The 26,603-nt window shown below is 35.5% G+C and carries 21 protein-coding genes, 1 pseudogene and 1 other annotated feature; of the genes and pseudogenes, 1 reads left to right on the forward strand and 21 read right to left on the reverse strand.

What is annotated here, in order from left to right; all coding sequences use genetic code 11:
• Window positions 1-59: 59 nt before the first annotated feature.
• The 6 genes from CLOLE_RS14165 to CLOLE_RS14190 form a co-directional block, all read right to left on the reverse strand.
• Complete coding sequence (locus CLOLE_RS14165; protein ID WP_013657818.1) at window positions 60-1,724, reverse strand: Na/Pi cotransporter family protein; 1,665 nt, start codon at window positions 1,722-1,724, stop codon at window positions 60-62.
• A gap of 174 nt (window positions 1,725-1,898) precedes the next feature.
• On the reverse strand, window positions 1,899-2,981 hold the full coding sequence (gene mnmA / locus CLOLE_RS14170; RefSeq protein WP_013657819.1) for a tRNA 2-thiouridine(34) synthase MnmA: 1,083 nt from the start codon (window positions 2,979-2,981) through the stop codon (window positions 1,899-1,901).
• The gene (gene nifU / locus CLOLE_RS14175) at window positions 2,981-3,439 is read right to left on the reverse strand and encodes a Fe-S cluster assembly scaffold protein NifU (RefSeq protein WP_013657820.1); all 459 of its coding nucleotides are present in this window, start codon (window positions 3,437-3,439) and stop codon (window positions 2,981-2,983) included. Before nifU ends, mnmA begins: the two co-directional genes overlap by 1 nt.
• A 158-nt stretch (window positions 3,440-3,597) precedes the next feature.
• Entirely contained in the window at window positions 3,598-4,779 is a 1,182-nt protein-coding gene (gene nifS, locus CLOLE_RS14180; protein ID WP_013657821.1) for a cysteine desulfurase NifS, read from the reverse strand.
• 23 nt (window positions 4,780-4,802) lie between these two features.
• A complete protein-coding gene (locus tag CLOLE_RS14185) occupies window positions 4,803-5,252 on the reverse strand; it encodes an RrF2 family transcriptional regulator (protein WP_013657822.1) in 450 nt (149 codons plus the stop codon).
• A gap of 553 nt (window positions 5,253-5,805) precedes the next feature.
• The gene (locus tag CLOLE_RS14190; protein WP_013657823.1) at window positions 5,806-7,083 is read right to left on the reverse strand and encodes a glycoside hydrolase family 3 N-terminal domain-containing protein; all 1,278 of its coding nucleotides are present in this window, start codon (window positions 7,081-7,083) and stop codon (window positions 5,806-5,808) included.
• A 104-nt stretch (window positions 7,084-7,187) separates the two neighbouring features.
• Between CLOLE_RS14190 and CLOLE_RS14195 the strand changes: the two genes are divergently transcribed.
• Window positions 7,188-7,877, forward strand: a complete 690-nt coding sequence (locus tag CLOLE_RS14195) for a DUF2225 domain-containing protein (protein WP_013657824.1) — start codon at window positions 7,188-7,190, stop codon at window positions 7,875-7,877.
• Window positions 7,878-7,960: 83 nt separating this feature from the next.
• Here CLOLE_RS14195 and CLOLE_RS14200 read toward each other — a convergent pair whose 3' ends face one another.
• The 15 genes and pseudogenes from CLOLE_RS14200 to ilvB (CLOLE_RS14270) form a co-directional block, all read right to left on the reverse strand.
• On the reverse strand, window positions 7,961-9,022 hold the full coding sequence (locus CLOLE_RS14200; protein WP_013657825.1) for an ADP-ribosylglycohydrolase family protein: 1,062 nt from the start codon (window positions 9,020-9,022) through the stop codon (window positions 7,961-7,963).
• 230 nt (window positions 9,023-9,252) lie between these two features.
• On the reverse strand, window positions 9,253-10,731 hold the full coding sequence (locus CLOLE_RS14205; protein WP_013657826.1) for a methyl-accepting chemotaxis protein: 1,479 nt from the start codon (window positions 10,729-10,731) through the stop codon (window positions 9,253-9,255).
• Between the two features lie 185 nt (window positions 10,732-10,916).
• A complete protein-coding gene (gene ilvB / locus CLOLE_RS14210) occupies window positions 10,917-12,581 on the reverse strand; it encodes a biosynthetic-type acetolactate synthase large subunit (protein ID WP_013657827.1) in 1,665 nt (554 codons plus the stop codon).
• A gap of 19 nt (window positions 12,582-12,600) precedes the next feature.
• On the reverse strand, window positions 12,601-14,262 hold the full coding sequence (gene ilvD / locus CLOLE_RS14215) for a dihydroxy-acid dehydratase (protein ID WP_013657828.1): 1,662 nt from the start codon (window positions 14,260-14,262) through the stop codon (window positions 12,601-12,603).
• A 292-nt stretch (window positions 14,263-14,554) separates the two neighbouring features.
• Window positions 14,555-15,433: a branched-chain-amino-acid transaminase gene (ilvE, locus tag CLOLE_RS14220; RefSeq protein WP_013657829.1), complete on the reverse strand. Its 879-nt coding sequence runs from the start codon at window positions 15,431-15,433 to the stop codon at window positions 14,555-14,557.
• 54 nt (window positions 15,434-15,487) lie between these two features.
• Window positions 15,488-16,570: a 3-isopropylmalate dehydrogenase gene (gene leuB, locus CLOLE_RS14225; protein WP_013657830.1), complete on the reverse strand. Its 1,083-nt coding sequence runs from the start codon at window positions 16,568-16,570 to the stop codon at window positions 15,488-15,490.
• Window positions 16,571-16,595: 25 nt separating this feature from the next.
• Window positions 16,596-17,399 carry a hypothetical protein gene (locus CLOLE_RS14230; protein ID WP_013657831.1) on the reverse strand — a complete coding sequence of 268 codons (804 nt, stop codon included), beginning with the start codon at window positions 17,397-17,399 and terminating at the stop codon, window positions 16,596-16,598.
• Window positions 17,400-17,531: 132 nt separating this feature from the next.
• Window positions 17,532-18,020 (reverse strand): 3-isopropylmalate dehydratase small subunit, encoded by a 489-nt coding sequence (leuD, locus tag CLOLE_RS14235; RefSeq protein ID WP_013657832.1) that lies wholly within the window; start codon window positions 18,018-18,020, stop codon window positions 17,532-17,534.
• A gap of 121 nt (window positions 18,021-18,141) precedes the next feature.
• Window positions 18,142-19,406, reverse strand: a pseudogene (leuC, locus tag CLOLE_RS14240) (3-isopropylmalate dehydratase large subunit).
• A gap of 77 nt (window positions 19,407-19,483) precedes the next feature.
• Window positions 19,484-19,675: a hypothetical protein gene (locus tag CLOLE_RS14245; RefSeq protein WP_013657833.1), complete on the reverse strand. Its 192-nt coding sequence runs from the start codon at window positions 19,673-19,675 to the stop codon at window positions 19,484-19,486.
• A 10-nt stretch (window positions 19,676-19,685) separates the two neighbouring features.
• Window positions 19,686-21,275, reverse strand: coding sequence for a citramalate synthase (gene cimA / locus CLOLE_RS14250; RefSeq protein ID WP_013657834.1), 1,590 nt, complete (start codon window positions 21,273-21,275; stop codon window positions 19,686-19,688).
• A 2-nt stretch (window positions 21,276-21,277) separates the two neighbouring features.
• Window positions 21,278-22,810: a 2-isopropylmalate synthase gene (locus CLOLE_RS14255; protein ID WP_013657835.1), complete on the reverse strand. Its 1,533-nt coding sequence runs from the start codon at window positions 22,808-22,810 to the stop codon at window positions 21,278-21,280.
• 20 nt (window positions 22,811-22,830) lie between these two features.
• Window positions 22,831-23,829: a ketol-acid reductoisomerase gene (gene ilvC, locus CLOLE_RS14260; RefSeq protein WP_013657836.1), complete on the reverse strand. Its 999-nt coding sequence runs from the start codon at window positions 23,827-23,829 to the stop codon at window positions 22,831-22,833.
• 63 nt (window positions 23,830-23,892) lie between these two features.
• Window positions 23,893-24,387, reverse strand: a complete 495-nt coding sequence (gene ilvN / locus CLOLE_RS14265; RefSeq protein WP_013657837.1) for an acetolactate synthase small subunit — start codon at window positions 24,385-24,387, stop codon at window positions 23,893-23,895.
• A gap of 17 nt (window positions 24,388-24,404) precedes the next feature.
• Complete coding sequence (ilvB, locus tag CLOLE_RS14270; protein ID WP_013657838.1) at window positions 24,405-26,012, reverse strand: biosynthetic-type acetolactate synthase large subunit; 1,608 nt, start codon at window positions 26,010-26,012, stop codon at window positions 24,405-24,407.
• 76 nt (window positions 26,013-26,088) lie between these two features.
• Window positions 26,089-26,348 (reverse strand) — a binding site (T-box leader).
• Window positions 26,349-26,603 lie beyond the last annotated feature (255 nt).

Genomic DNA, 26,603 nt, shown 5'->3' on the forward strand with positions numbered 1-26,603 from the left:
GTTAGCCATTTTAAAAGAGGCATTCTTTTTTTGTCTAAGGTAGGATTATTGATATGATTTTATTCTTCACTGGCTAAAATTCTATTTTCATCTAAAATAAGCATGGCGATATTGGAAGCATGATCTGAAATACGCTCTACATTACTAATCATGTCCAAAAAGAGAATACCTGCTAAAGGATCGCAGCGCTCTTCTACTAAACGCTTCATATGTCTAGAACGTAATTTTTCTTCTAACTTATCTACTTGCATTTCTAATGGTAAGACTTGTTGCGCTATACTTCTATCACTAAATTCATAAGCTTTAAGCGCTGTTTCAAAACAATTCAGTGCTATGCTAGAAATATCTTTTAATTCTTTTTGTGCCTGCTCTGAAAATTTCAAGTCTTGTTCTTTTAAACTAACTGCTAACTCTGCAATATTATCCGCATGATCACCTACACGTTCAATATCACTTACCATATGAAAGAGTCCTGTTACTGTTAAATGTTCTTTCTCAGAAAGTGAGGCATTACTTAATTTAACAAGATACATGTTAATACTTTGTTGCATAGCATTAATGCTTCTTTCTCTATCAAATACTTGCTGTATTTTCTTTTCATCTCTTTCAAAAAGAGCATTAATAGCTGTATCTACATTTTGAGATGCAATACGTCCCATACGAATAACTTCTTTAATAGCATTTTCAATAGCAAAGGATGGTGTTTCTATAATTCTTTCATCTAAATGTTGTAAACCTTCTTCAGACTGTTCCTTTCCTTTAATAATGTGTTCAGCCAGATATACCAGCGTACCTGCGAAAGGAAAAAGTATTAATGTATTAAGTAAATTAAAGGTCGTATGAACAATACTAATATCTGTAACATTAATTAATATATTTTGGTATTGTGGTACAAGAAATTGAAAAGCTATAATTGCCAAAATCATAAATATAACAGAGCCAATCAAATTAAATAAAAAGTGGATAAAAGCAGCTCTTTTTGCATTTACACCTGCACCTATGCTTGATAAAAGAGCAGTCACACAGGTACCAATATTTTGTCCTAAAATAATATAAATAGCCGAACTCCAAGGCACAAGCCCCGCCAGTGCTAATGCTTGAAGAATGCCTACTGAAGCCGAAGAACTTTGTATAATAGCCGTTACCACAGCTCCGGTTAGAATACCCAAGAAAGGATTACTACCAAGCACCACAAACAGATTGCGTACACCTTCTAGTCCACTTAGGGGTTTAGCTGCACCACTCATCATATCAAGTCCTAAAAATAAACCACCAAAACCAAATAAGATTTGTCCTATAGACCTTGCTTGTGACTTCTTAGCAAACATCATTAAACCAACACCTGCGACAATAAAAATCGGTGCTAATACAGAAGGCTTTAAAAACTGGGTCCACTCACCTAAGGAGACAATCCACGCTGTTACCGTAGTTCCTATATTAGCTCCCATAATCACACCTACAGCTTGGGTTAAAGACATAAGCCCTGCATTTACAAAACCTACTATCATAACTGTAGTTGCCGATGAACTTTGTATCAAAGCTGTTACACCCGCTCCTACAAGCACACCTAAGAAACGGTTACTAGTAAGGATACCTAGTAAGTTTTTCATCTTGCTACCGGCCGCTTTTTGAAGACCTTTCCCCATAAATTCCATGCCAAATAAGAAGAGGCCAAAGCCTCCTAAAAAATTTAAACCCAATTCAAGCCAATTTATTTCTGCCATACAATCCTCCGGTTAAATACGATTTATAGTTAATATTTCACATCCGGCAATTTTTATAACTTTTTTTGAAATAAATATGAAAATAAAAAACAAGTAATGAACAGGATTAATCTTTTTCCTGCTATTACTTGTTTTAATATCTAAGCTTTTATTTTATTATTTAAACCTTTTTTCTTATAAAATCGTTCCGCCACCAATAAGCTTGTCCCCATCATAAAGTACAAGCGCTTGTCCAGGCGTAATGGCACGTTGCTTCTCATCAAAGATACACTGAATTGTATCTTCATCTATCATTTTTATCGTACAAGGTTGTGGTGCTTGATTGTATCTGATCTTACCTAAACAGTGCATTTCACCCTCTAAGTGTTCAAAAGGCATGAAATTAACTTGATTAGCCGTTACCGTTGTATCAAATAAATCCTCATTATCTCCAATAACCACTTCATTGGTTTTTTGATTAATACGTTGTACAAAGCCTGGTTTGCCTAAAGATAAACCTAAGCCTTTTCTTTGGCCAATGGTATAATGAATAATCCCTTTATGTTTACCTAATACTTTGCCGTCTTTATTAACAAAATTACCTACTACTGGTTTTTTGCCGGTCTCTTCTTCAATATATTTTGCATAGTTATTGTCTGGTACAAAACAAATTTCTTGACTATCTGGTTTAGTAGCCACAGCAAGTCCTATTTCTTTTGCAATAGCTCTTACCTCATCCTTTGTATAGTCTCCTAAAGGCATTAAAGTATGAGCTAATTGATGCTGTGTTAAATTATAAAGGGCATAAGTTTGGTCCTTTGCTAAAGTTTTTGACTGTTTAAGACTATAACGTCCTGTTACTTCATCTCTGATGACTCTAGCGTAGTGACCTGTTGCAATATAATCTGCTCCTATTTGCAATGCTTTTTGTAGCATAGATTCCCACTTCACATAGCGATTACATGCAATACAAGGATTAGGTGTTCGTGCATTTTGGTATTCATCTAAAAAGTAATCTATGACATGCTTTTTAAAATCACTTCTAAAGTTAACTACATAGTGAGGTATATCAAGCTTTTGGCAAACTCTTCTTGCATCATCTACAGCGGAGAGGCCACAGCAACCACCATCACTGTCTTCAGGCGCTCCTTCTTGCCAGATTTGCATAGTCATCCCAATGACTTCATAGCCTTGCTCTTTTAAAAGATACGCCGTAACCGAGCTATCTACGCCCCCTGACATACCTACTACTACTTTCTTCTTAGTCGTTTCACTCATTAGCAACAACCAGAACCTTCTTCATGATCGTGGTCGTGATGATCATGGTCATGTACGTCTGCTACTGGTTCTTTTAATCCTTCAATAGTAATATTGTTCTTTTTCGCATAATCCCAAAGTGCTGCGTGAAGTGATTCTTCTGCAAGTAGTGAACAGTGCATTTTTACTGGTGGAAGGCCATCTAGAGCTTCTGCTACTGATTTATTTGTAATCTTTAAAGCTTCTTCAATGGTTTTGCCAATAACAAGTTCTGTTGCCATTGAACTTGTTGCTACAGCTGCACCACAACCAAATGTCTTAAATTTAGCATCTTTAATAATACCATCTTCTATTTGAAGATATACTTTCATAATATCTCCGCATTTTGCATTTCCTACTGTACCAACACCACTAGCATTTTCAATTTCACCAACATTTCTTGGATTCATAAAATGATCCATAACTTTTTCACTATACATATTTTTCACCTCTTATGATTAATAAGTTTTATGAGCCTTTGTATCTCTCGTTTCTAAATACTCATTCTGTACTTTTACTATTTATTCTTCATTGTATTTCTTAATTTTTTATTCTTACTTCTTTCAACTATATCTTTTTAACTCTTCATTCTTATTTATTAATTCTTCATTGCATTCTTAACTTCTTCCCAAAGTGGAGACATATCTCTCATTCTTTGAACAATAGCTGGCATTTTTTCAAGTACTACATCGATTTCTTCTTCTGTGTTTTGTACACCTAAAGTAAATCTAATAGAACCATGTGCTTTTTCGTGTGGAATACCTAAAGCTAAAAGTACATGGGAAGGATCAAGAGAGCCTGATGTACAAGCTGATCCACTAGATGCTGCAATACCATTCATATCAAGTAGAAGCAAAAGTGACTCACCTTCTACATATTCTACACCAATATTAGCATTATTAGCCAAACGCTTTGTTGGATGTCCATTTAATTTACAATAAGGTATAGATTCTAGTAAACCTTTAATAAGTTTGTCACGAAGTTTTGTCATTTTTTCAATCTTCGCGTCAAAGTCTGTATAAGTTAACTCCATTGCTTTAGCAAGACCTACGATACCCGGTACATTTTCTGTACCTGCGCGGCGTCCTCTTTCTTGCCCACCACCATGGATTAAGTTTTCAAGTTTTAGGCCTCTTTTAATGAATAAGACACCCATTCCTTTTGGGCCATTGATTTTGTGACCTGATAAAGAAAGTAAATCAATGTTTTGGTCTTTCACATCAATTCTCACTTGACCTACAGCTTGCACAGCATCTGTATGGAAAGGGATTTTGTGTGCTTTAGCAACAGCACCAATTTCTTTAATTGGCATAATGGTACCAATTTCATTATTAGCGTACATGATGCTAATTAAAATAGTTGTATCTTTGATAGCTGCTTCTACCGCTTCTGGGCTTACTAAACCATTATCATCTACATCTAGATAAGTCACCTCGTAGCCGTGCTTTTCTAGATATTCACAAGTATGAAGGACTGCATGATGTTCGATTTTAGTAGTAATAATATGATTACCTTTATTTTTATGAGCTTCTGCAATTCCTTTAATTGCCCAGTTATCTGCTTCTGAACCACCACTAGTAAAGAATATCTCATTTGTTTGTGACCCAATATATTTAGCAATTGTTTCTCTTGATTCATCAAGAGCTTTTTTATTCATTTGAGCAATTTGATAAACGCTAGATGGGTTACCAAAGCTTTCTGTAAAATAAGGAAGCATTGCTTCAACGACTTCTTTACGTACAGGGGTTGTTGCTGCATTATCAAGATATATTTTATTCATTTTATGACCTCCCTTAAATCTTCTTAAATGTAGTAACTTTGCGCTGCATTTTCATTGATTTTTTCATAATCAGCCATAAGCTGATCTAAGGTAATATTATCGACTACTCGGTCAATACTATCCCTTATTTTTTCCCAAACTGATTTAGTTACACATTTACCATCTAAAAAGCAATGTGTATCACCATCTTTACAAGTACAATCTGTAGGAGCTAAAGACCCTTCTAGAGCTCTTAAAACCTCGCCGATTGTAATCTCTTCTGGTGGCTTTGCTAAAGCATAACCACCTTGGGCGCCTCTTTGGCTTATCACCAATTTATTTTTCTTAAGGAGTGCCATAAGCTGCTCCAAATAATTTTCTGACATTGAAAGCCTCTCTGCTATGCTTTTAAGAGATATGTGTTTTTCCTTTGAATAAACACCTAAATCCACCATAGCTTGAAGACCATATCTCCCTTTTGTGGATAATTTCATTTCCCCACCTCCATTCCCTACTTTACTACTAGGAATTATATTCCCTAGCTTATCACTAGGAATTATATTTGTCAATACTTTATAGCGCTCGATAAATTGCTTTTAAATTTTAACTTTTTGTTACTTTTTGTGTGTTAAGAACACATCAAAAAAGCACATTCCTTGTAAGCAATAAGGAACGTGCTTTTTACTTATTTATAGTCATAATAACAAGTCAGTCAGCATATATTTTAGAATAGTTAAATAGATTAGATATTTATATCTTTAAATGAGCTTAGAGCTTAATAATAATATATTCGGAAATATACTACCACTAAGTGACTTCTACACACTTTACCGGTTATAAGTGTGTTAGGGCTATCTTTGGCATACTGCAAGAGGGTAAGTCCTAAGCTCACTATTTTAAATAAATTGAGGTTTACTTCTTATTTCCCTTCCAAAAGGGGATACTATACCATTTTAACATCTATGGTATATACTATTCTCTTCTCTACTCATGTGTGATACTTTTTTAAAAATATTTTTTAATATTTTATTCCTTACTTACCTTATTTTATTCAAGTACAAGACTATTTTGTGCCACTTTTTTTGACAAAATTTTTCTAACTGAACGATTAATTCTTTCTTCCGTCAATCTTCCTTCTTTATAGCCTTCCACAAGAGCAGTATAAGCTTTTCCTATGTCAGCCGGCATTAAACAAATGTCATTTTCCGCCTCTATACAAAGCAGCGCTGCTTCTTCTACTGAATATTGATTTTGAATAGCTCCCATATCCATAGCATCTGTCATTAATAAAATGTTATCACAATCATAATGCGCTAAGATATAATTTCCCCATATAGGTGACAAAGAAGCAGGTAGACTATCATCTACTGTTTTCACCATTAGGTGTCCTCTCATTAAAGCTCCTACTCCTGATTCAAGTGCTTTTGTAAAGGGAATGAGCTCCTCTAACTCTAGCTCTTCTAGACTCTTGTTAATATAAGCTAATCCTTCATGAGAATCCTCAAGGGTATTACCATGTCCCGGGAAATGCTTCAGTACAGGTTGAATCCCTTCCTGAATTAAACCTTCTGCGAAACGAATCACCATAGGTGTGACAGTCTCCGCTGTTTCTCCAAAGCTTCTTTTTCCAATCACTGTATTACCAGGTTCATTATAAATATCTGCTACAGGTGCAAAATTCATATTAAATCCTAGGCTTTTTAAGAGTTTCCCCATCCTTGTAGCTTCTTTATAAGCTAACTCAGGATCTCCTGTTTCTCCTATACTAAAAGCTATTTTAAAAGGAACTTCATTTATTTGACTATTACTTCCTACCCTGCTCACGCTCCCTCCTTCTTCATCTACACCTATAAATAGAGGAATGGTGCTCATTGCTTGTAGATCACTAATAAGTTCTTGTGTCTGTTTTGCCGTTACTATGTTTTCTTTAAAAAGAATAATGCCGCCTACCGGATAAGTAGTAAGAAGCTTTTTTACTTCTTCATTCATTTGAGTGATTGGCTCTCCTTGCTGATCTTTACGAATGGCAATCATAAAAAGTTGTCCTATTTTTTCTTCTATAGTCATTTGCTGCATATAAGCTTCTATTTTTTCTTCTAGCGTTATTGTTTCTTTCACTTCTTGTTCTTCTTCCCTTATACTTGCTTTTGGTGTATCTTCTTTTTGCTCCTCATTAAGCTTTTGATTAGATTGCTTTTCTACCTCATCTGTCTTCTCCTTTATTTCATCTGATGCTACGCTTTCCTTTAAGCTACTATCACTATTTGTACAGCCTACTACTAGCAATACCATGATTAACAAAAATATCCGAATATATCTTTTCATATAACCTCCTGTATAGAATCCGTATAGAAACGGACAAACCTGTTTCTTTTATTGAATTTTTAAGCTATACTGTATATAATAAATTATTTAAGGAAGTGAAATCTATGCATCCAAGTGAGGATCCAGAAATACTTAAAAGTGTTCTATATGATAAATCTTGTACCTGCCCCCTTTGTGGCAAAGCTTTTACTACTAAAACCATTAAATTAGGTAAAAACCAAGTAACTTCTATTGATGAGGATCTCTATGCTCATTATTCTACGGTTAATCCCTTACTTTATGATATCATTGTTTGTCCTGAATGTGGTTATAGTGCTGTAACAAAAAACTTTTCTTCTTTGCTATCTAAACAAAAAGAATGGTTAAGTGCTCATTTTTATAGAGGAAGTCAAATTCCGGCCTATGGTGAATATACCACTATTGATGAGGCTATTCATAAACATAAAATTGCTCTTTTAGCATGTATAACACGCAAAAGCAAATTAGGTGAACAAGCTTATCTTGCTCTACATATTGCCTGGCTTTATCGTGACAAAGGAGATGATGCAGAGTCCAAGGACTTCTTAAAGCGAGCTTACGATGGCTTTGCTGAAGCATTGACTAAAGAAAATTTTCCTATTCTAGGTTTAGACGAAGCAACCCTACTTTATATGTTGGCAGCCATGGCTCATGAACTTAGTAAACCAGAAGAAAGTAAACAATATCTCTCTTCTGTTATTACTATGCCAGGCTTATCTCCTCGTTTAAAAGACCATGCTTTAAATCTAAAAGAAAAGTTATATGAGAAAAGGTAACTATCGATCTAGTTAACTACAAAAAATGGGAGGACTACACCAATTAGGATTGTAGCACTCCCATTTTTATCTTTTTATGCTATTTACCAAGCCGGATATTTCTTAAGCCATTCGTCACTTTCTTCATAAAAGGTAACTAAATCCTCTGCTAAGTGTTCAATCTCTCTACTTAATTCTACGCCTTCTATCCATCTAGTAGGAATAGCTTCAATTCCCAAATAAGTGCCTAATAAACTACCCACAATAGCTCCCACACTATCACTATCACCACTATGGTTAACAGCTAATCTTAAAGCTGCTTCAAAATCTTTAGGATGAGCAAGTGCTGCATAAACAGACATGGCTAAGGCTTCATGTGCCATAAAGCCCTTTCCTAAACGTTCCATTTGTTCATGGTTTGGTTCTCCTTCTTTGACTAAAGCAATAGCCATTTCTAGAGCTGCTACCACTTCTTCGCTTCCTGGTTTTTCCTTAATATAGGTTAGTGCCTTTTGAATGGCTACTTCTAACTCATCGTCCCCCACTAAATAATGAATCATAAGTGCTAGTGCACCTGCTGATAAATAAACACTTGGTGAACCATGAGTAATCGCTGCTGAACGTACTCCCAGTAAGAAAGCTCTTTCTTCATCTTCAACAAGACCAATCGGTGCTACTCTTACCATTCCACCACAGCCTTTACTATCATTAAGCGGCTTTTCTAGTGTCCCCATGATCCCTTTTCCTAAAGCAGTTAAACAAGTGACCCCTGGCTCGCGGTAAGCATGCAACCTTCCTACCTTAATAAGCCATCCATCATAGTCCTTCTTATTCCAATGAGGTGTATTTAACCCTTGTGTATGAAGCCACCTTAAATAAGCTCTAAACAAAGTAATGGTTGTACCTTCTAAAGTTCTTTCATGATCTTTTCTCTTAGCTCTTGTCACACTACGTAGTAATCCTTCTGCTGTAAATAATGTTAGCTGTGTATCATCAGTAATTAATGCATAACGTTGCCCGCAAGGAATATCTAATTCTTTTACGCCACTTGCTCCATAAACTTTTACAATATCACTATACTGCATAAACTCTATTGGTGCTCCTAACGCATCACCAATAGCGCTGCCCATTAAACAACCATAAAAATTAGCTATACTACGTTTCATATGAGCCCCTCCAGTTTTATACTTTGGAATTATAATTAAATTTTAACAATCTTTAGAGCATTTTTCAATGTTTTTTATAAATTTTGTCAAAATTAATAGAGGTATTTTTTAGAATCTTCTTTTTTATAATCCATTATTTATAGTCTTTTGTTTATATAGTAATACCCTTTTACCGCTATGGGCACTTGTATTTGAACTAATCGATTTGATATTTTGTAAACAAATAAGAGTTACTGAATGCTTTCCTTTAGATTATCTCCCAGCCTTTTTATGGTAATTAAATTTTCTCTCATTTCGTTAAAATGTTTGTTTTGTATACGTGTCGCATTATTCACTTCTTCTGCCATAGCAGTATGTTCTTCGGAAATACTAGCTAAAACATTAGTTTCATCATTCATCTTTATAAAGACTTCTAAAATAGTATGGATACTATCTACTTCTATGGCAATCTGTCCATTAAGCGTTTCTACTGCTTCTACTAAATGATTAAATACACCCTTAACACTTTTTACTGCCTCTACCCCTGTTGCTGTAGCTTTACTTCCCTTTATAACTTGTTCTTTAGTAACAACTGATTTTTCTTGTAAAGAAAGAATGATTTCTCTAATCGCATCTACTACTTGGCTACATTCTTCAGCCAAATTTTTAATTTCATCTGCAACTACGGCAAATCCTTTTCCAGCTTCTCCTGCCCTAGCTGCTTCAATTGAAGCATTAAGCGCTAATAGATTGGTTTGTCTAGCAATCCCTGTTATGGCATTTAAAAATTCACCAATATGTTCAATCTTATTTTCTAGCTCTAATACATTATTTAAACTTGCTTCAACTGCTTCAGTTATTTCTTGCATTTGTTGATTCATATCTTCAATTGTGATATGACTATTAGCTACCTCTGCATCAATAGTCGTGCTTACTTTGCTCATCTCATCTGTTGTTTCTTTTGCAAAGCTCATTTTATCTTCTGCATCTTTCATCCACTCCGTTAGCTTAACAATTCCTTTAGCTTGTTCCTCTGTTCCTTGAGCCGTCTGTTCTATAGAAATTGTAATTTGATGATTTACTTCATTTAAGCTTTGTATAGCTTCATTAACTTGATAGATATTTTGATTGAGTACTTCTGTATTCGTACTAATGGTCTTCACAGCTTCTTGAAGCTTATCTACCATTTCTTGGCTTTTCTTAGCATTCTCTATACTATAGTCCATGTACTCTCCCCCCCATTTAGCAATAATATAAAGAATAACTAGACCAAGTTCAAAAAAAAGCATCCCCTTAACACGATAAACTAAACTAATATCCTTGCCTAAAAGTGGTAAGCCTAAAATAAAGCTTCCTACTATAAGAAGTACATTAATAACAGCAGCATAAACTACAAGTATCTTTGTACTAAAATATAAAATAGCGATACTTGAAGTTGCTAGTAAAACAAGTAAACTTGTATTCGTTCCATTTTCTGCTATAGCTACTATTAGTCCCACAAGAGCTGGTAATAAAATAAGTATCACTCCCTTGAAAGTCGTTCCAAGAATCTTATTTTTTATAACAATAGTTGCTATAATAGGTGTTGCTAATATGACCCAATCCTCTATATTAATCTCTTTACTTCCTATAAACTGTTCTGCAAAAAGTACTACAGCCATAATCCATATAAGTCTTACTATAAAAATGTGTACCCTATTTACATCGTATTGCTTCATTTCACTTCTCATCATGAGTCCTCCTTCTAAATCCCCTAATAATTCACACCTATTATAATGGATTTTCTTTACATCTTCTACACTCTAGATAAATTTTTGACAATAATATAGTTTTTTTTAATGTTATGTGCAAGAATTTTAAAATTAATACCTTTTATTCAATAAAAAAAGGCCATAGGCCTTTTTTATTTTTCTTATTAATCTAAAATAATGTTGTCAATAGCAGCTCCTGGAGCTACCATTGGTAATACTTTTTCATCTTTATCAATATGGCAGTTAATAACAACTGGCTCCCTATTTGTCCATGCTTCTTCAAATGCATTTACAAATTCATCTTGAGTCGTTACGTCATAAGCTTTTACGCCATAAGCCTTTGCTAATAAAATAAAATCCGGCCCGCGATCTAAGTCTGTTTGAGAATAACGTTTATCATAGAAAGAAGTTTGCCACTGTCTTACCATACCTAAGGTTGTATTATTCATAATAACAATAATAACTGGCACATTATAATGAGCAATGGTACAAAGCTCATTACAGTTCATTCGGAAAGAACCGTCTCCTGCAATATGCACCACACGTTCATCCGGTCTAGCAATTTGGGCACCTATACTTGCACCTGTACCATATCCCATAGTTCCCAAACCACCTGAGCTAATAAAGGTTCTAGGCTTTGTATATTTATAGAACTGAGCCGCCCACATTTGATGCTGACCTACCTCTGTAGTAATAATGGCTTCACCCTGAGTTTGATCATAAATATTATTCATAATAAATTGTGGTCTAAGCGTATCACCACTTTGATACGTATATTTAAACTTATCCCTCCAACTCTGGATCTTTTCTAACCACTCTTTATTTTCTTGTTTTGGAACAAGTGGTATCAGTTTATTTAAAATTTCCCTTGCATCACCAATAATAGATGCCAAAGCAGGGACATTCTTACCCACCTCTGCTGGGTCTACATCAATCTGCAAAATCGTTGCATGAGGCGCGAACTTATTGACATCACTTACAACGCGGTCACTAAACCTTGCACCAATAGCAATAAGTAAGTCACATTCTGTAACACCTTTATTAGATGCAACACTACCATGCATTCCTATCATTCCAGTTGAAAGTGGATGTGTTTCAGGAAAGCCACCTAGACCCATTAAAGCCGTCGCTACTGGAGCTGAAATCTTCTCAGCAAACTGTAATAATTCCTTTTGTGCACCACTAGCAATAATGCCTCCTCCACTATAAATGAAAGGTCTTTCTGCATTTTTAATTAAGTCCACAGCTATTTGAAGATTTTTCTCATGTATCGTTTCAGTAACTGGTAAAATGCTTTTTGGCACTTCATATTGATAGTCATATAAAGCAGCTGTCACATCTTTTGGAATGTCTACAAGGACAGGGCCTGGTCTACCTGACTGAGCAATATAAAAAGCCTCTCTAAGGGTTTTAGCTAAGTCCTTTATTTCTTTAACGATATAATTATGTTTGGTGATGCACATTGTAATGCCTGCAATGTCTACTTCTTGGAAACTGTCTTTTCCAATGAGTGAATTAGGTACTTGCCCTGTAATGGCCACCATTGGTATAGAATCCATATACGCTGTAGCTATGCCTGTTACTAAGTTTGTAGCTCCTGGTCCTGAGGTGGCAATACATACACCTACTTTACCTGTTGCTCTTGCATATCCATCAGCTGCATGTGAAGCGCCTTGTTCATGAGCTGTTAGTATATGATTAATGCGGTCACTGTTTTTATATAAGGCATCATAAATATTAAGTGCCTGCCCTCCTGGATATCCAAAAACAGTATCTACTCCCTGTTCTACCAAGCATTCTATAATAATTTGTGCTCCATTGATTTTCATGATACTCCCCCTTTGCCAACTATAGTTTGAATATCGCTCCTGTATTCGCAGATGTTACTAAAGAAGCATAACGTGCTAAGTAGCCTGTTTTAACTTTTGGTTCTGGTTTTACCCATGCTTCTTTTCTCTTAGCAAGTTCTTCTTCGTCTACTTCTAAGTTAATAGTACATGCGTTCATATCAATGCTAATAAGATCCCCATCTTCTACTAAAGCAATGACTCCACCTTCAGCAGCTTCTGGTGAAACGTGACCAATACTAGCTCCTCTTGTTGCTCCTGAGAAACGTCCATCTGTAATAAGCGCTACATCTTTATCAAGTCCCATACCTGCAAGACAAGCAGTAGGCTCTAACATTTCTCTCATACCTGGGCCGCCTTTTGGTCCCTCATAGCGGATAACAACAACATCCCCTTTTTCAATTTTGCCACCTAAAATCGCTGCTGTTGCTTCTTCTTCACCATTAAATACTTTAGCTTTCCCTGTGTGCACTAGCATTTCTGGAGCTACTGCCGAACGCTTAACAACACAAGCATCTTTTGCTAGGTTTCCTTTAAGTACAGCAATACCGCCTGTTGCTGAATAAGGATTTTCAATTGGACGAATAACCTCTGGATTTTTATTCGTTACTTTTTCAAGATTTTCTGCAATCGTTTTTCCAGTTACAGTCATAAGAGAAGTATCTAAAAGATCTTTTTTAGTAAGCTCTTTCATAACAGCTGCAACTCCCCCTGCAAAGTGGAGATCTTCCATATGATCGCTACCTGCTGGTGCTAAGTGACAAAGGTTAGGTGTTTTAGCAGAAATTTCATTAGCCATATCTAAGTTAATATGTACACCTGCTTCATGTGCTACAGCTGGTAAGTGAAGCATAGTATTTGTACTACAGCCAAGCGCCATATCTACAGTTAATGAATTGCGGAAAGCTTTTTCATTTAAAATATCACGCATTTTAATATCTTTCTCAAGCATTTCCATAACGGCAATACCTGTATATTTAGCTAAACGGATACGCTCTGCAAATACAGCTGGTGTAGCGCCGTTTCCTGGAAGTGCAATGCCTAATACTTCACACATACAGTTCATACTATTAGCTGTATACATTCCTGAGCAAGAACCACAGCCTGGACAAGCATGATTTTCATATTCTTTTAACTCATCTTCTGTTATCTTACCAGCATTAAAAGCACCAACAGCTTCAAAAGTAACAGAAAGATTTGACTTCTTACCATTAACCATACCAGAAAGCATTGGCCCTCCACTTACAACTGCTGTAGGAAGATTCATCCTAGCTGCTCCCATAAGCATTCCTGGTACAATTTTATCGCAGTTTGGTACGAGTACCATAGCATCAAAAGCATGTGCTGTTGCCATACATTCAATGGAATCAGCAATAAGTTCTCTTGTGACAAGAGAATATCTCATTCCTTCATGTCCCATAGCAATACCATCACATACACCAATTGCAGGAATTTCAATAGGTGTTCCTCCCGCTATACGAACGCCTGTTTTAACAGCTTCTGTAATTTTATCGAGATGTGAATGTCCTGGTACGATTTCACTCTTAGCTGTTACTACAGCTACTAATGGTTTTTGAATTTCTTCATCTATATAACCCATTGCTTTAAATAAAGAGCGATGAGGTGTTCTTGCAGCTCCTACTTTTACACGATCACTTTTCATATTTATACGCCTCTTTTCTTTTATTATTTCCTTTATAGTAACGACAACTAACTCTTCTAGTAAGAATCTTTCTATAAGCAATTCCTCTTAGAAGTTCTAGAAGTTGTCTTTTATATTTGCCATGTAGAAAGAATAATGAAGAGTGAAAAATAATTAGCTAAGAATAAAGAATGAAGAAGAGAAGTGAAAATTACATTACTTCTTAATTCCTCATTCCTAAGTTCATCATTTTCTACTCTTAATTTTTTCACTTATATTTCTTAATTTCTATTTAATATTCATGCTTAATCACTTAAAAAATATCTGTTCCTTGTTCATTAGCATAAGCTTTAAATGCTGCTAATAAGGTTTTCGTTACTTCTCCTGCATTACCGGTTCCAATAACTCTGCCATCCACCATACTTACAGGAATAGCTTCTGCTGCTGTACCTGTTAAGAAGCATTCATCAGCATTATATACATTAAATAATGTAAATTCTTTTTCAACTAAGGCGAAACCAAGCTTTGCAGCAAGTTCTATAACCGTTCTTCTTGTAATCCCATCTAAGATACCAATATGGATAGGTGGTGTATAAATCACGCCATCTTTTACAATAAAGATATTATCACCTGTACACTCTGCTACAATCCCATCATGGTTAAGCATTAAAGCTTCTGGAACACCTGCACGGTTAGCTTCCATTTTAGCTAAAATATTATTTAAGTAGTTAAGTGATTTAATCTGCGGATCAACAATCGTTGCTTTATTACGCCTTTGAACAGAAGTAATAATAGGCATACCTTTTGTATACATTTCTTCTGGATACATGGTAATATTGCCTGCGATACAAAATACAGTTGCTTTTGGACATGTCTTAGGACTTAAACCTAAATCCCCTTTTCCTCTTGTTACAACTAAGCGAATATAGCCATCTCTTAAGTCATTTCTTCTGCAAGTTTCTAAAAGCACTTCTGTCATCTCTTCTTTTGTAAGAGGAATCTCTAACATAATAGCTTTAGCTGCTGCATAAAGTCTATCTATATGATCTTCACATCTAAAAATACGACCATTATAGGCTCTGATACCTTCAAAAACACCATCTCCATATAATACACCATGATCGAAAACGGAAATCTTTGCTTCTCCTTCTTCGACATATTGCCCATCTAAATAGATGATTTGACTACTCATGCCCTCACTACCTTTTCTTTTTTATTTTACTTAACTTTATTTATCCTATTATGCTTATTTGATAGCGGCTGTAATAAGGTCGCCCATTTCAACTGTTCCAATTTGCTTCATGTCTGTGCTCATGATATCACCTGTGCGGTAACCTGCATCAAGGACATTCATAACAGCTGCTTCAATTGCATTTGCTTCTTTATCTAAGTTAAGTGAATAACGAAGCATCATAGCTGCTGAAAGGATGGTTGCAATTGGATTCGCTTTGTTTTGGCCTGCAATATCTGGTGCACTACCATGACTTGGCTCATATAAACCAAGAGAACCTTCTCCAAGTGAAGCTGATGCAAGCATACCGATTGATCCTGTAATAATACTTGCTTCATCTGATAAAATATCGCCAAAGATATTAGAGGTTACAATAACATCAAATTGTTTTGGATTAACGACTAATTGCATCGCTGCATTATCTACATACATAAATGAATACTCTACTTCTGGATAATCTTTAGCTACACGATTAACAACGACTCTCCAAAGTCTAGAAGATTCAAGTACATTGGCTTTATCTACAACACATACTTTTTTGTTACGTTTCATAGCTGCATCAAAGCCTACCCTTGTGATACGTTCGATTTCAGCTACTGTATATTTTTCAAGGTCAGATGCAAAAGTTTTGCTATCGTCTTCTTCACATACAACCTTATTTTTTTCTCCAAAATAAATACCACTTGTAAGTTCTCTTACAATAAGAATATCTAAACTATCCCCAATGATTTCTTCTTTTAATGGACTAGCATGTTTAAGTTGTGGATAAAGCACAGCTGGACGAAGATTTGCAAATAATTTAAGTGCACCACGAATACCTAAAAGACCTTTTTCTGGTCGGTCTCCATTAGGAAGATTATCCCATTTAGGGCCACCCACAGCGCCAAGAAGTACAGCGTCTGCTGCTAAACATGCATCGATTGTTTCTTTTGGAAGAGATGAGCCTTTATGATCAATGGCCACTCCTCCCATCATTTGTTCATCATATGTAAATTGATGTCCGTAGACTTCACCAACTTTATTTAATACTTTAACGGCCTCTGTAACAATGTCAGGACCTATTCCATCTCCTGGAAGTGTGACTATTTTAAAATCCATTTTTCCTTACCTCCTATTTTGCTTTTTATATCCATATGTTCGGACCCATTATACAGGCTGCAATTAGTGAAAATATAACCACACATACTATCAATAAACCTATGCATACTAATCCTATTAGTATTATTTTACCTACACTTGATTTACCGGATAAATTGTAACGGTACTTCATTAGTAAGTAGTATATAATCAAAGTCCATATGAAAATCACTATGTCTTTAAAATTATCTATTTTGCTATAGCTACCAAGATAAAATAATGTGCGATCCACTCCTGAAATAAAGCATAAAACGGCTCCTATAATACCAAAAAGTAGATTAATGGCATAATGAAATAAAAATACGGTACTAAATACCTCTTTACCTTCTTCATAGGATAATCTTATTCCTCCTACATAACGAAACATAATAGTCGCTCCTCCAATGTAGAGCCACTTACCGAGAGCTATGAATATAGGTGTAAAAATTAATGCTATGCCAAAATCTAATACAGAACTATACGCTTTATTAAAAAGTGCTATCACTATCGTTACAAGCGTTCCCCCTACATATAAAAATAATTGATAGCTTTCTTGGCTATAAGAAGTTATTTTTCCTTCTTTAATAGTACTTCTTGGCCAAATACCTAGTTTAATCACTAGCTGCGGTATAGATAAATACTGTTTAAACGAATCAACTGGAGGTATTTCATATTCCTCATAAGACTCATTACACTTGTTCAAGAGGTATTTCATTAATAAGATAACAAGAACTAAAAAAACAATACTTATCAATAAAATTGGCCAAAATAAACGAAACACACTTAACCCTATTGCATCAGTTGCCAACATATTACCCCACCTTTATTTTTATTTGTTTTCAGCTGATTAGATACTGTACCTTATTGGCTCTATTTTATAGTTATTTCTATTAATTATTTATGTGTCTTTCTGTTTATCTGAAATAAAATTTATAGCTTTCAATTACATACCAGCTTTAATTTTATTAACAAGTCCACCCTTTTGAATAATCTCTTGCATGAAAGCTGGGAATGGTTGCCCCTGATAACTCTCCCCTTTTGTTACATTAGTAATGACTCCTGTATCAAAGTTAACTTCTACTACATCCCCTTTACTAATGCCATCTGCTGCTGCTTCACATTCTAAAATAGGAAGCCCAATATTAATAGCATTGCGGTAGAAAATACGAGCAAAGGTTCTTGCAATAACACAAGATACACCTGCTTCTTTAATAGCCAGTGGTGCATGTTCACGAGAAGACCCACAGCCAAAGTTTTTATCAGCTACGATAATATCTCCTTCTTTAACTTCTTTCACAAAATTAACATCAATATCTTCCATACAATGAGCTGCTAACTCTTTTCCGTTAGAAGTATTTAAATAACGTGCCGGAATAATAACATCTGTATCTACATTGTCGCCATAACGAAATACGGTTCCTTTTGCATTCATTTTTAGTCCTCCTTTTATACTTGACCGATTATTTTAATTGCTTACATTTCCCATATCTATTTTTCTATTGTTTCCTATTCTCATCAGCTGAATAATCCCCATTATTCAACTTCTATTTTCTTTATAATGTTTCTGGATTTGTAATATAACCTGTAAGTGCTGATGCAGCTGCTACAGCTGGGCTTGCAAGATAAACTTCTGAGTCTACATGTCCCATACGACCTACAAAGTTACGATTAGTGGTAGAAACAGCTCTTTCACCTGCTGCAAGGATTCCCATATGGCCACCTAAACATGGACCACAAGTAGGTGTACTAAATACAGCACCTGCTTCTACGATATCTTTAATAATGCCTTCTTCTAATGCTTGTAAGTAGATTTTTTGAGTACCTGGGAATACAATCACACGTATACTAGGATCTACTTTTTTACCTTTTAAGATATCTCTTGCAATGCGAAGGTCTTCCATACGTCCATTAGTACAAGAACCAATAACAACTTGATCGATTTTAATATCTTTAGGACCGATTTCATCTACTGTTTTTGTATTCTCTGGAAGATGTGGAAAAGCAACTGTTGGACGAATCTTTGCTAAATCAATTTCGTATACAGCATCATATTCAGCATCTGCATCTGCTTCATAAATAGTATAAGGTTTTGTACTGTGTTCTTTAACAAAAGCTAAAGTTTGGTCATCTACAGGGAATATGCCGTTTTTAGCACCTGCTTCAATAGCCATATTTGCCATGCAAAGACGAGAATCCATAGAAAGATTAGAAATACCATCACCTGCAAATTCCATTGATTTATAAAGAGCACCATCTACACCAATCATACCGATAATATGAAGGATGACATCTTTGCCACTTACATGCTTACTTGGTTTACCTGTTAAAACAAATTTAAGAGCAGAAGGTACTTTAAACCACGCTTTACCTGTAGCCATACAGCTGCCATATCTGTACTACCAATACCTGTAGAAAATGCACCTAGTGCACCATAAGTACAAGTATGTGAGTCAGCCCCAATGACTACATCTCCTGGTACTACTAAACCTTTTTCAGGAATAAGGGCATGCTCAATACCCATTTGGCCTACTTCAAAGTAGTTTTTGATTTCCTTGTCTTTGGCAAATTCTCTAATAAATTTACACTGCTCAGCTGCTTTAATATCTTTATTAGGTGTAAAATGGTCTGGTACAATTGCCACCTTGTTTTTATCAAACACACAGTCACAACCAATTTTATTAAATTCATTAACGGCAACTGGTGAAGTAATATCATTACCTAATACTAAATCTAAGTTAGCTTCGATTAATTGCCCTGCTACAACTTCTTTAAGTCCTGCATGATGGGCTAATATTTTTTGTGTCATTGTCATTCCCATGAAATATCATCTCCTTTTAGCTTTTATGAACTGTACTGCTTTAAATCGTTAAAGTCCCTAGATAAAACAATATGCGATTAATTACTAGCATCTGTCTCTTTACCGCGATTACCATTATTATTATTGCCACTACCATTACCACACATGACAATCACATAAGGCCTAGTTATGCAAAATACGATGACCGTCATACAGATCCAAAACCAAGGTTTTTTATAAAGCTTTTCTTGTTTGACTACCTCTGCTTTCTTATCCTTACAACACATCATTATCGCCCCCCTATAAATAAGCTTTAAATTTCTTTTCAATATCTTTAATCAGCTTATATTCAATGGAATCTACTAAGGCAATCCAACTGGCTTCAATAATGTCAGTTGATACACCTACCGTACTCCAGTAATCTTCTCCATCAGTGGATTCAAGTAAAACACGTACCTTAGCTGCAGTTGCTAATTTGGTGTCTAATACTCTCACCTTATAGTCTGTTAAGTGAACACTTTTTAGCTCTGGATAAAAAACTTCTAAAGCTTTTCTAAGGGCACTATCAAGGGCATTAACTGGACCTTCACCTTCTGCTGCTGTCATTTCCACCTTATCCTCTACTCTTACTTTAATAATAGCAGATGAGCTAATACCTTGTGTTTTTGAAGGTTCCTCTCCTATAATTTTAAATTCCTCTAAGTCAAAGAAAGGTTTATACTTGCCAAGCGCCTTTCTGACAAGGAGTTCAAAGGTACCATCGGCTCCCTCAAACTGATATCCCTTATGTTCTAATTCTTTAATACGATTGATAATCACACTTGTTACAGGATCATCTTTACTGGTATCAGGTGCTATACGTCTAATTTTCTCTAGTATGGTACTTCTTCCTGCTACCTCTGACATTAAAAATCGTCTTTCATTACCTACACTTGCTGGTGAAACATGTTCAAAAGAATGAGAAGCTTTGGTAACACCATCAATATGCATGCCTGCTTTATGAGCAAAAGCACTTTTACCCACATAAGGCATTTGCTCTTTTAAGGTCACATTAGCAATTTCTGATACGCGAATCGCTAATGAGGTAAGCTTCTTAATATTTTTATTGGGGATACATACATAATCTCTCTTTAACTGTAAGTTAGGAATGACGGTGGATAAGTTAGCATTTCCGCAACGTTCTCCAAAGCCAACTAAGGTTCCTTGGACATGAGTGGCTCCTGCAAAAACGGCCATCATACTATTGGCTACACCTAACCCAGTATCATCATGAGTATGAATACCTATTGGTATATTGACCTTTGAAACCACATCTTTCACGATTTCATATACTTCATCAGGGAAAGCGCCTCCATTAGTTTCACACAAAGCCAAACAATCTGCCCCTGCGGCTTCAGCTTTTAATAAAGCTTCTATGGCATACGCCTTATTATGTTTATAACCATCAAAGAAATGTTCTGCATCGAAAATAACTTCTTTTCCTTGTTTTTTTAAGTAACTAATCGTATCATAAATCATTTGCAAATTTTCTTCTAAAGTTGTTTTAATAATTTCGGTCACATGAAAGTCCCAAGTCTTTCCGAAAATTGCTACTACAGGGGTATCTGCTTCAAGAAGCGATTTAATATTCGCGTCCTCTTCTACTTTTATATCCCTTCTTCTGGTACTGCCAAAAGCTGTAAGCTTTGAATTTTTCAAAGTAAGCTTTTTAACTTCTCTAAAAAACTCTAGATCTTTGGGATTGGAGCCAGGGTTGCCGGCTTCAATATAGCCGACCCCTAGTTCATCCAATGTACTTACTATTTTAAGTTTATCTGATACGGAAAAGGAGATACCTTCTGCTTGCCCACCATCTCTTAGGGTTGAATCAAGAACAGCAATTGTCTTCACCTTTATACCTCCCGTTTCTCCTCTTGATCATAGAGCATGTTATTAATCGCAGAAATATAAGCTAAAATACTAGCTTCTACAATGTCCATACTTACGCCATGACCATTATAAACTCTATCATTATTTCTAATTTTAACGTTTACTTCACCTTGTGCATCTGTACCACCTGTTACAGAATTAATCACAAAGTCTTCTAAAATAAACTTCCTACCTACTAATTTATCAATAGCTTTGTAAGAAGCATCAATTGGTCCATCATACGAAGATACAACCTCTTCAAGCACATGGCCTGTTTTGGTTAAAAGACGCATAGACGAAGTAGTGGTAATGGTATTACCTGCATTAATAACAAAGCGTTCAAGCTTATAAGCTTCTGGAATTTGTACAACTTTACGGCAAATAAGTGCTTCAATATCACGATCTGTGACATCTTTCTTCTTATCTGCTAATACTTTAAAGTCTTCAAATGCTGTTATAAGCGCTGCTTCATCTAAATCGTAGCCCATTGACTTAAGCTTATCTTCAAAAGCATGACGGCCAGAATGTTTCCCTAATACTAATTTATTTTCAGTTAGACCAATAGACTCTGGTGTCATAATCTCATAGGTTTCTTTATTAGCCAACATACCATGTTGGTGGATACCTGACTCATGAGCAAAGGCATTTTCACCTACAATAGCTTTATTAGGCTGCACACGTACACCTGTGATACTACTTAAGAGTTTACTGCTTTTATAGATTTCTTTCGTTTGAATACCACAATCGATACCATAGAGGTCACGACGGGTATTTAAATTCATAACAACTTCTTCTAATGCTGCATTTCCTGCTCTTTCTCCTATACCATTAATGGTACATTCCACTTGACGTGCACCTGCTTTGATAGCAGCCAAAGAATTAGCTACTGCAAGGCCAAGGTCATTATGGCAGTGTACTGAAATAATAGCTTTATCAATAGAAGGTACATTTTCTTTAATACCTTTAATAAGCGCTGCAAACTCTTCTGGTGAGGTATAACCTACTGTATCAGGTACATTAATGGTTGTTGCACCAGCCTTAATAACAGCTTCAAATACTTGATAAAGGAAGGCAGGATTACTTCTAGAGGCATCCTCTGCTGAAAACTCAATGTCAGAGCAAAAACGCTTTGCATATTTCACCATTTCACACGCTGTTTCTAAAACTTCTTCTGGTGTTTTCTTTAGCTTATATTGCATATGAATGTCAGAAGTCGCTAAGAAAGTATGTATTCTAGGATATTTAGCATTTTTAAGTGCCTCTGCTGCCGCATCTATATCTTTAGGTAGTGCACGAGCAAGACTTGCTACTGTACTATTTTTAATCGTATTAGCAATAGCTTTAACAGAAGCAAAGTCACCTGGAGAAGCAATGGCAAACCCAGCTTCCATAATATCCACACCGAGTCTTTCTAGCTGCCTTGCAACCTCTATTTTTTCAGCTAGGTTCATGCTACAGCCTGGTGATTGTTCTCCATCACGAAGTGTGGTATCAAAAATTCTAACAACGTTTGTCATGCTAATCCTCCTCTTTTTTATTATTTGTTTTCGTCAGCCCATGACATCATGCTACGAAGTTCTTTACCTACTTTTTCAAGTGGGTGTTCTGCTTCAATACGACGTTTTGCATTGAAATAAGCACGATGAGATTGATTTTCTAAGATCCAGTTTTTAGCAAAAGTACCCTCTTGGATTTCTTTAAGTACTTTTCTCATTTCATTTTTTGTATCTTCTGTAATAATACGAGAACCTACAGTGTAATCACCATATTCAGCTGTATCAGAGATTGAATATCTCATGTATTCGAAACCACCTTTGTTGATAAGGTCAACGATAAGTTTCATTTCATGGATACATTCGAAATAAGCACTTTCTGGTTCATATCCAGCTTCAACTAATACTTCGAAACCAGCTTTCATGAGAGCTGTTACACCACCACAAAGAACTGCTTGTTCTCCGAAAAGGTCAGTTTCTGTTTCCATTTGGAATGTTGTTTCAAGGATTCCTCCTCTAGCACCACCGATACCTGCTGCATAAGCAAGTGCAAGGTCATGTGCATTACCTGTAGCATCTTGGTAAGCTGTTACTAAACATGGTACCCCTCTACCTTCCTGGAATTGACTTCTTACTGTATGACCTGGTCCTTTAGGAGCAATCATAACAATATTAGTATGTTCTGGTGGTACAATTTGTTTAAAGTGAATATTAAAACCATGAGCAAAAGCAAGTGTTTTACCTTCTGTAAGGTATGGAGCGATTTCACTTCTGTACACGTCTGCTTGTTTTTCATCTGGTAATAAAATCATGATAAAGTCAGCCATTTTTGTAGCTTCTGCTACTGTTGCTACTTTAAGACCAGCTTCTTCAGCCTTTTTCCATGATTTACTTCCATTATATAAACCTACAACTACATCAACACCTGAGTCATGTAAGTTAAGGGCATGTGCGTGTCCTTGGCTACCGTAACCAATAATTGCTACAGTTTTACCTTTTAATAAATCTAAGTTACAGTCTTTTTGATAATATAATTTTGCCATTTTGAAAATCCTCCCTATAATTGAAATAAAATATATATTAAATCAGTCACCCAAGTGACTAGTTTAATTCTTTAGTTCTTTTTCTCCTCTTTGGAGTGCTGTAAGCCCTGTTCTAATCACTTCTTTAATACCATAAGGTTCTAGCATATTACTAAGGGCACTAATTTTGCCTTGGTCTCCTGTTGCTTCAATAATCAGTGCATCATTGGAAACATCAACAATATGTGCTCTAAAAATATTAGCTATTTCTATAATTTCAGCACGGTTAGCTTTGCTAGCTTTGATTTTAATCATGGCTAGTTCTCTATAGATAGAGTTTTCTTCTTTAAGCTCAATGATCTTAATAACATCTACTAACTTATTAAGTTGCTTTTTAATTTGCTCTAAGGTGTATTCATCAGCATCAGCCACAATAGTCATACGAGATACTTTAGGGTCTTCAGTTTCCCCCACTGATAAACTATCAATATTATAGCCTCGTCTACTAAAAAGTCCTGAAATTCTACTTAAAACACCGGAGTGGTTTTCAACCAGTACAGATAATACATGTCTTTTCATAGTTTCTCCCCTTTTCTTTATAATGTAGATTCTTTATCACTTACTGTAAACTCTATGAAATAAGGCTTATCACTAGCTAGCGCTTCTTTTAAAGCCGCTTCTACTTCACTTGCCTCACTCACACGCTTCGTCATAATACCATAAGCGCTTACTAAGGTAGTAAAGTCAGGATTCATATTCAGGCATACACCATGCTCTTTTAAATCCACACGCCATTGAAGTTCTCTTACCATACCCAAACCACTATTATTAAATAAAATAATGAGTGGATTCACCTGTTCTTGTACAAGGGTACCTAATTCAAATAAACTCATTTGAAAACTACCGTCCCCTAAAACACTTACAACTTTCTTGTCTTTATTACCAATGGCGGCACCAATAGCAGCTGGTAATGAATAGCCCATGGTTCCAAATCCACCTGAACAAATCAGCTTACGTTCATTACGAAGTTCCATATTTCTAATCGTCCAAAATTGATTTTGCCCTACATCAGCAGTAATAATCGCATCTTCATCTAGAAGGTCGGATAAAGTTCTAACAACTAACTTTGGATTGACACATCCTTCTGGATGTACTTCTTCTTTAATAAGCCTATGAGCCTCTATTGCTTGACACCAATCTTTCGTATCTGCCGGTTTAATAAGCTCTGTCATATGTTTTAAAATATGCCTTGCATCTCCTACAATAGGAATATTAGCCGAAGTAATCTTTCCTATCTCTGCAGGATCTACATCAATATGAATAATATTAGCATTTTCATCTAGTATACCAACATTAGCTACTGCCCTATCTGCTATACGTGCGCCTATAAAAAGAATGGTATCAGCACTCTTTAAAGCCCAATTAGCTTGTTTGAAACCATGGCTTCCTACCATGCCATAGTTTTGAGGATTTTTAGTAGGTAATGCTCCAACTCCCATTAATGTATGTACCAATGGTAACTGAGAAGCTTCAATAAATTCCTTAAGTTCTGCTTTAGCTTCACCTAAGATAACGCCCCCTCCTGCACATATTAATGGACGTTTACTGCTTTGTAATAACTTAATAGCTTTTTTAATTTGACCAATATGTCCTTCTACTGTAGGCTTATACCCTCTAATATCGATTTCTTTAGGATAGGTATAATCTATTTGCATCGCTTGATAGTCCATAGGAATATCAATGAGAACTGGTCCTGGTCTACCTGTTTTAGCTATATAAAAAGCTTCTTTTATAATACGTGGAAATTCTTTCGGGTTTTTGATTAAATAACTATGTTTAATAAAAGGTTCAGTCGCCCCCGTGATGTCAACTTCCTGAAAAACATCTCTTCCTATAAGATTGGATTTTACTTGACCTGTAATAATAACAATAGGTATAGAATCCATATAAGCTGTTGCAATACCAGTGATAAGGTTAGTAGCCCCTGGTCCAGAGGTTGCTATACACACCCCTACTTTGCCTGTTGTTCTGGCATAACCATTGGCACTATGTACTGCCGCTTGTTCTTGACGAACCAGCACGTGGTGAATAGAAGATGCTCTTAAAGATTCATATATGTCAATGACGGCTGCGCCTGGATACCCAAATACAACTTCAACATTTTCTTCCATCAAGGATCTGATTAACGCATCAGATAATTTCATGCCGACTCCTCCTTCAAATTACACTTTATTATTTAATATTTAGAATTTTGTTATTATACAAAAAATCCCCATCCTGCAATAGGACGAGGTATATGCCACGTGTTACCACCCATCTTGACTCTTTAAATTAAAAAACAAATACAAAAAGTCCACTCACTAGGTTCTATCAAACCCTTGCCTATAACGGGGCTTCCGGTCGTTTCTTACTCAAAGTAAAACTCTTTAGGAAACACTGCTCTGGAGTGATTTACTATTTGCTAGCTTATTAGCTCTCACCATCCGCTAATTCTCTGAAAAAGCTTTTCTGCAAAAGTCGTTCTCCTTCATTGCATTTATTAAACTATTAAGTTATTAGTATTTTAACAACATTGATTAATAGTGTCAATAATTATATTCAATTTTATGTCTCTTTTAATTTTCAAAAAAGCTCTTATTTTTTTATATAAAAGCATAATGATTCACATTATGTAAAGTTAATCTAGAGCACCTTAAGGTGGCAATAGTCATCTCATGTCTTGACATCATTTTATTTAGAATTAATATAATTTACATAATTCCGTAAATTTCATAGTATGTTTACTTGTTTTTTTG

The organism is Cellulosilyticum lentocellum DSM 5427 (assembly GCF_000178835.2).
Lineage (GTDB): Bacteria > Bacillota > Clostridia > Lachnospirales > Cellulosilyticaceae > Cellulosilyticum > Cellulosilyticum lentocellum.

Excerpts from the sequence above, each read along its gene's own strand:
- CLOLE_RS14165 (WP_013657818.1), bottom strand. The coding sequence starts at position 1,724 with ATGGCAGAAATAAATTGGCTTGAATTGGGTTTAAATTTTTTAGGAGGC.
- mnmA (WP_013657819.1), bottom strand. The coding sequence starts at position 2,981 with ATGAGTGAAACGACTAAGAAGAAAGTAGTAGTAGGTATGTCAGGGGGC.
- nifU (WP_013657820.1), bottom strand. The coding sequence starts at position 3,439 with ATGTATAGTGAAAAAGTTATGGATCATTTTATGAATCCAAGAAATGTT.
- nifS (WP_013657821.1), bottom strand. The coding sequence starts at position 4,779 with ATGAATAAAATATATCTTGATAATGCAGCAACAACCCCTGTACGTAAA.
- CLOLE_RS14185 (WP_013657822.1), bottom strand. The coding sequence starts at position 5,252 with ATGAAATTATCCACAAAAGGGAGATATGGTCTTCAAGCTATGGTGGAT.
- CLOLE_RS14190 (WP_013657823.1), bottom strand. The coding sequence starts at position 7,083 with ATGAAAAGATATATTCGGATATTTTTGTTAATCATGGTATTGCTAGTA.
- CLOLE_RS14195 (WP_013657824.1), top strand. The coding sequence starts at position 7,188 with ATGCATCCAAGTGAGGATCCAGAAATACTTAAAAGTGTTCTATATGAT.
- CLOLE_RS14200 (WP_013657825.1), bottom strand. The coding sequence starts at position 9,022 with ATGAAACGTAGTATAGCTAATTTTTATGGTTGTTTAATGGGCAGCGCT.
- CLOLE_RS14205 (WP_013657826.1), bottom strand. The coding sequence starts at position 10,731 with ATGAGAAGTGAAATGAAGCAATACGATGTAAATAGGGTACACATTTTT.
- ilvB (WP_013657827.1), bottom strand. The coding sequence starts at position 12,581 with ATGAAAATCAATGGAGCACAAATTATTATAGAATGCTTGGTAGAACAG.
- ilvD (WP_013657828.1), bottom strand. The coding sequence starts at position 14,262 with ATGAAAAGTGATCGTGTAAAAGTAGGAGCTGCAAGAACACCTCATCGC.
- ilvE (WP_013657829.1), bottom strand. The coding sequence starts at position 15,433 with ATGAGTAGTCAAATCATCTATTTAGATGGGCAATATGTCGAAGAAGGA.
- leuB (WP_013657830.1), bottom strand. The coding sequence starts at position 16,570 with ATGGATTTTAAAATAGTCACACTTCCAGGAGATGGAATAGGTCCTGAC.
- CLOLE_RS14230 (WP_013657831.1), bottom strand. The coding sequence starts at position 17,399 with ATGTTGGCAACTGATGCAATAGGGTTAAGTGTGTTTCGTTTATTTTGG.
- leuD (WP_013657832.1), bottom strand. The coding sequence starts at position 18,020 with ATGAATGCAAAAGGAACCGTATTTCGTTATGGCGACAATGTAGATACA.
- CLOLE_RS14245 (WP_013657833.1), bottom strand. The coding sequence starts at position 19,675 with ATGATGTGTTGTAAGGATAAGAAAGCAGAGGTAGTCAAACAAGAAAAG.
- CLOLE_RS14255 (WP_013657835.1), bottom strand. The coding sequence starts at position 22,810 with ATGACAAACGTTGTTAGAATTTTTGATACCACACTTCGTGATGGAGAA.
- ilvC (WP_013657836.1), bottom strand. The coding sequence starts at position 23,829 with ATGGCAAAATTATATTATCAAAAAGACTGTAACTTAGATTTATTAAAA.
- ilvN (WP_013657837.1), bottom strand. The coding sequence starts at position 24,387 with ATGAAAAGACATGTATTATCTGTACTGGTTGAAAACCACTCCGGTGTT.
- ilvB (WP_013657838.1), bottom strand. The coding sequence starts at position 26,012 with ATGAAATTATCTGATGCGTTAATCAGATCCTTGATGGAAGAAAATGTT.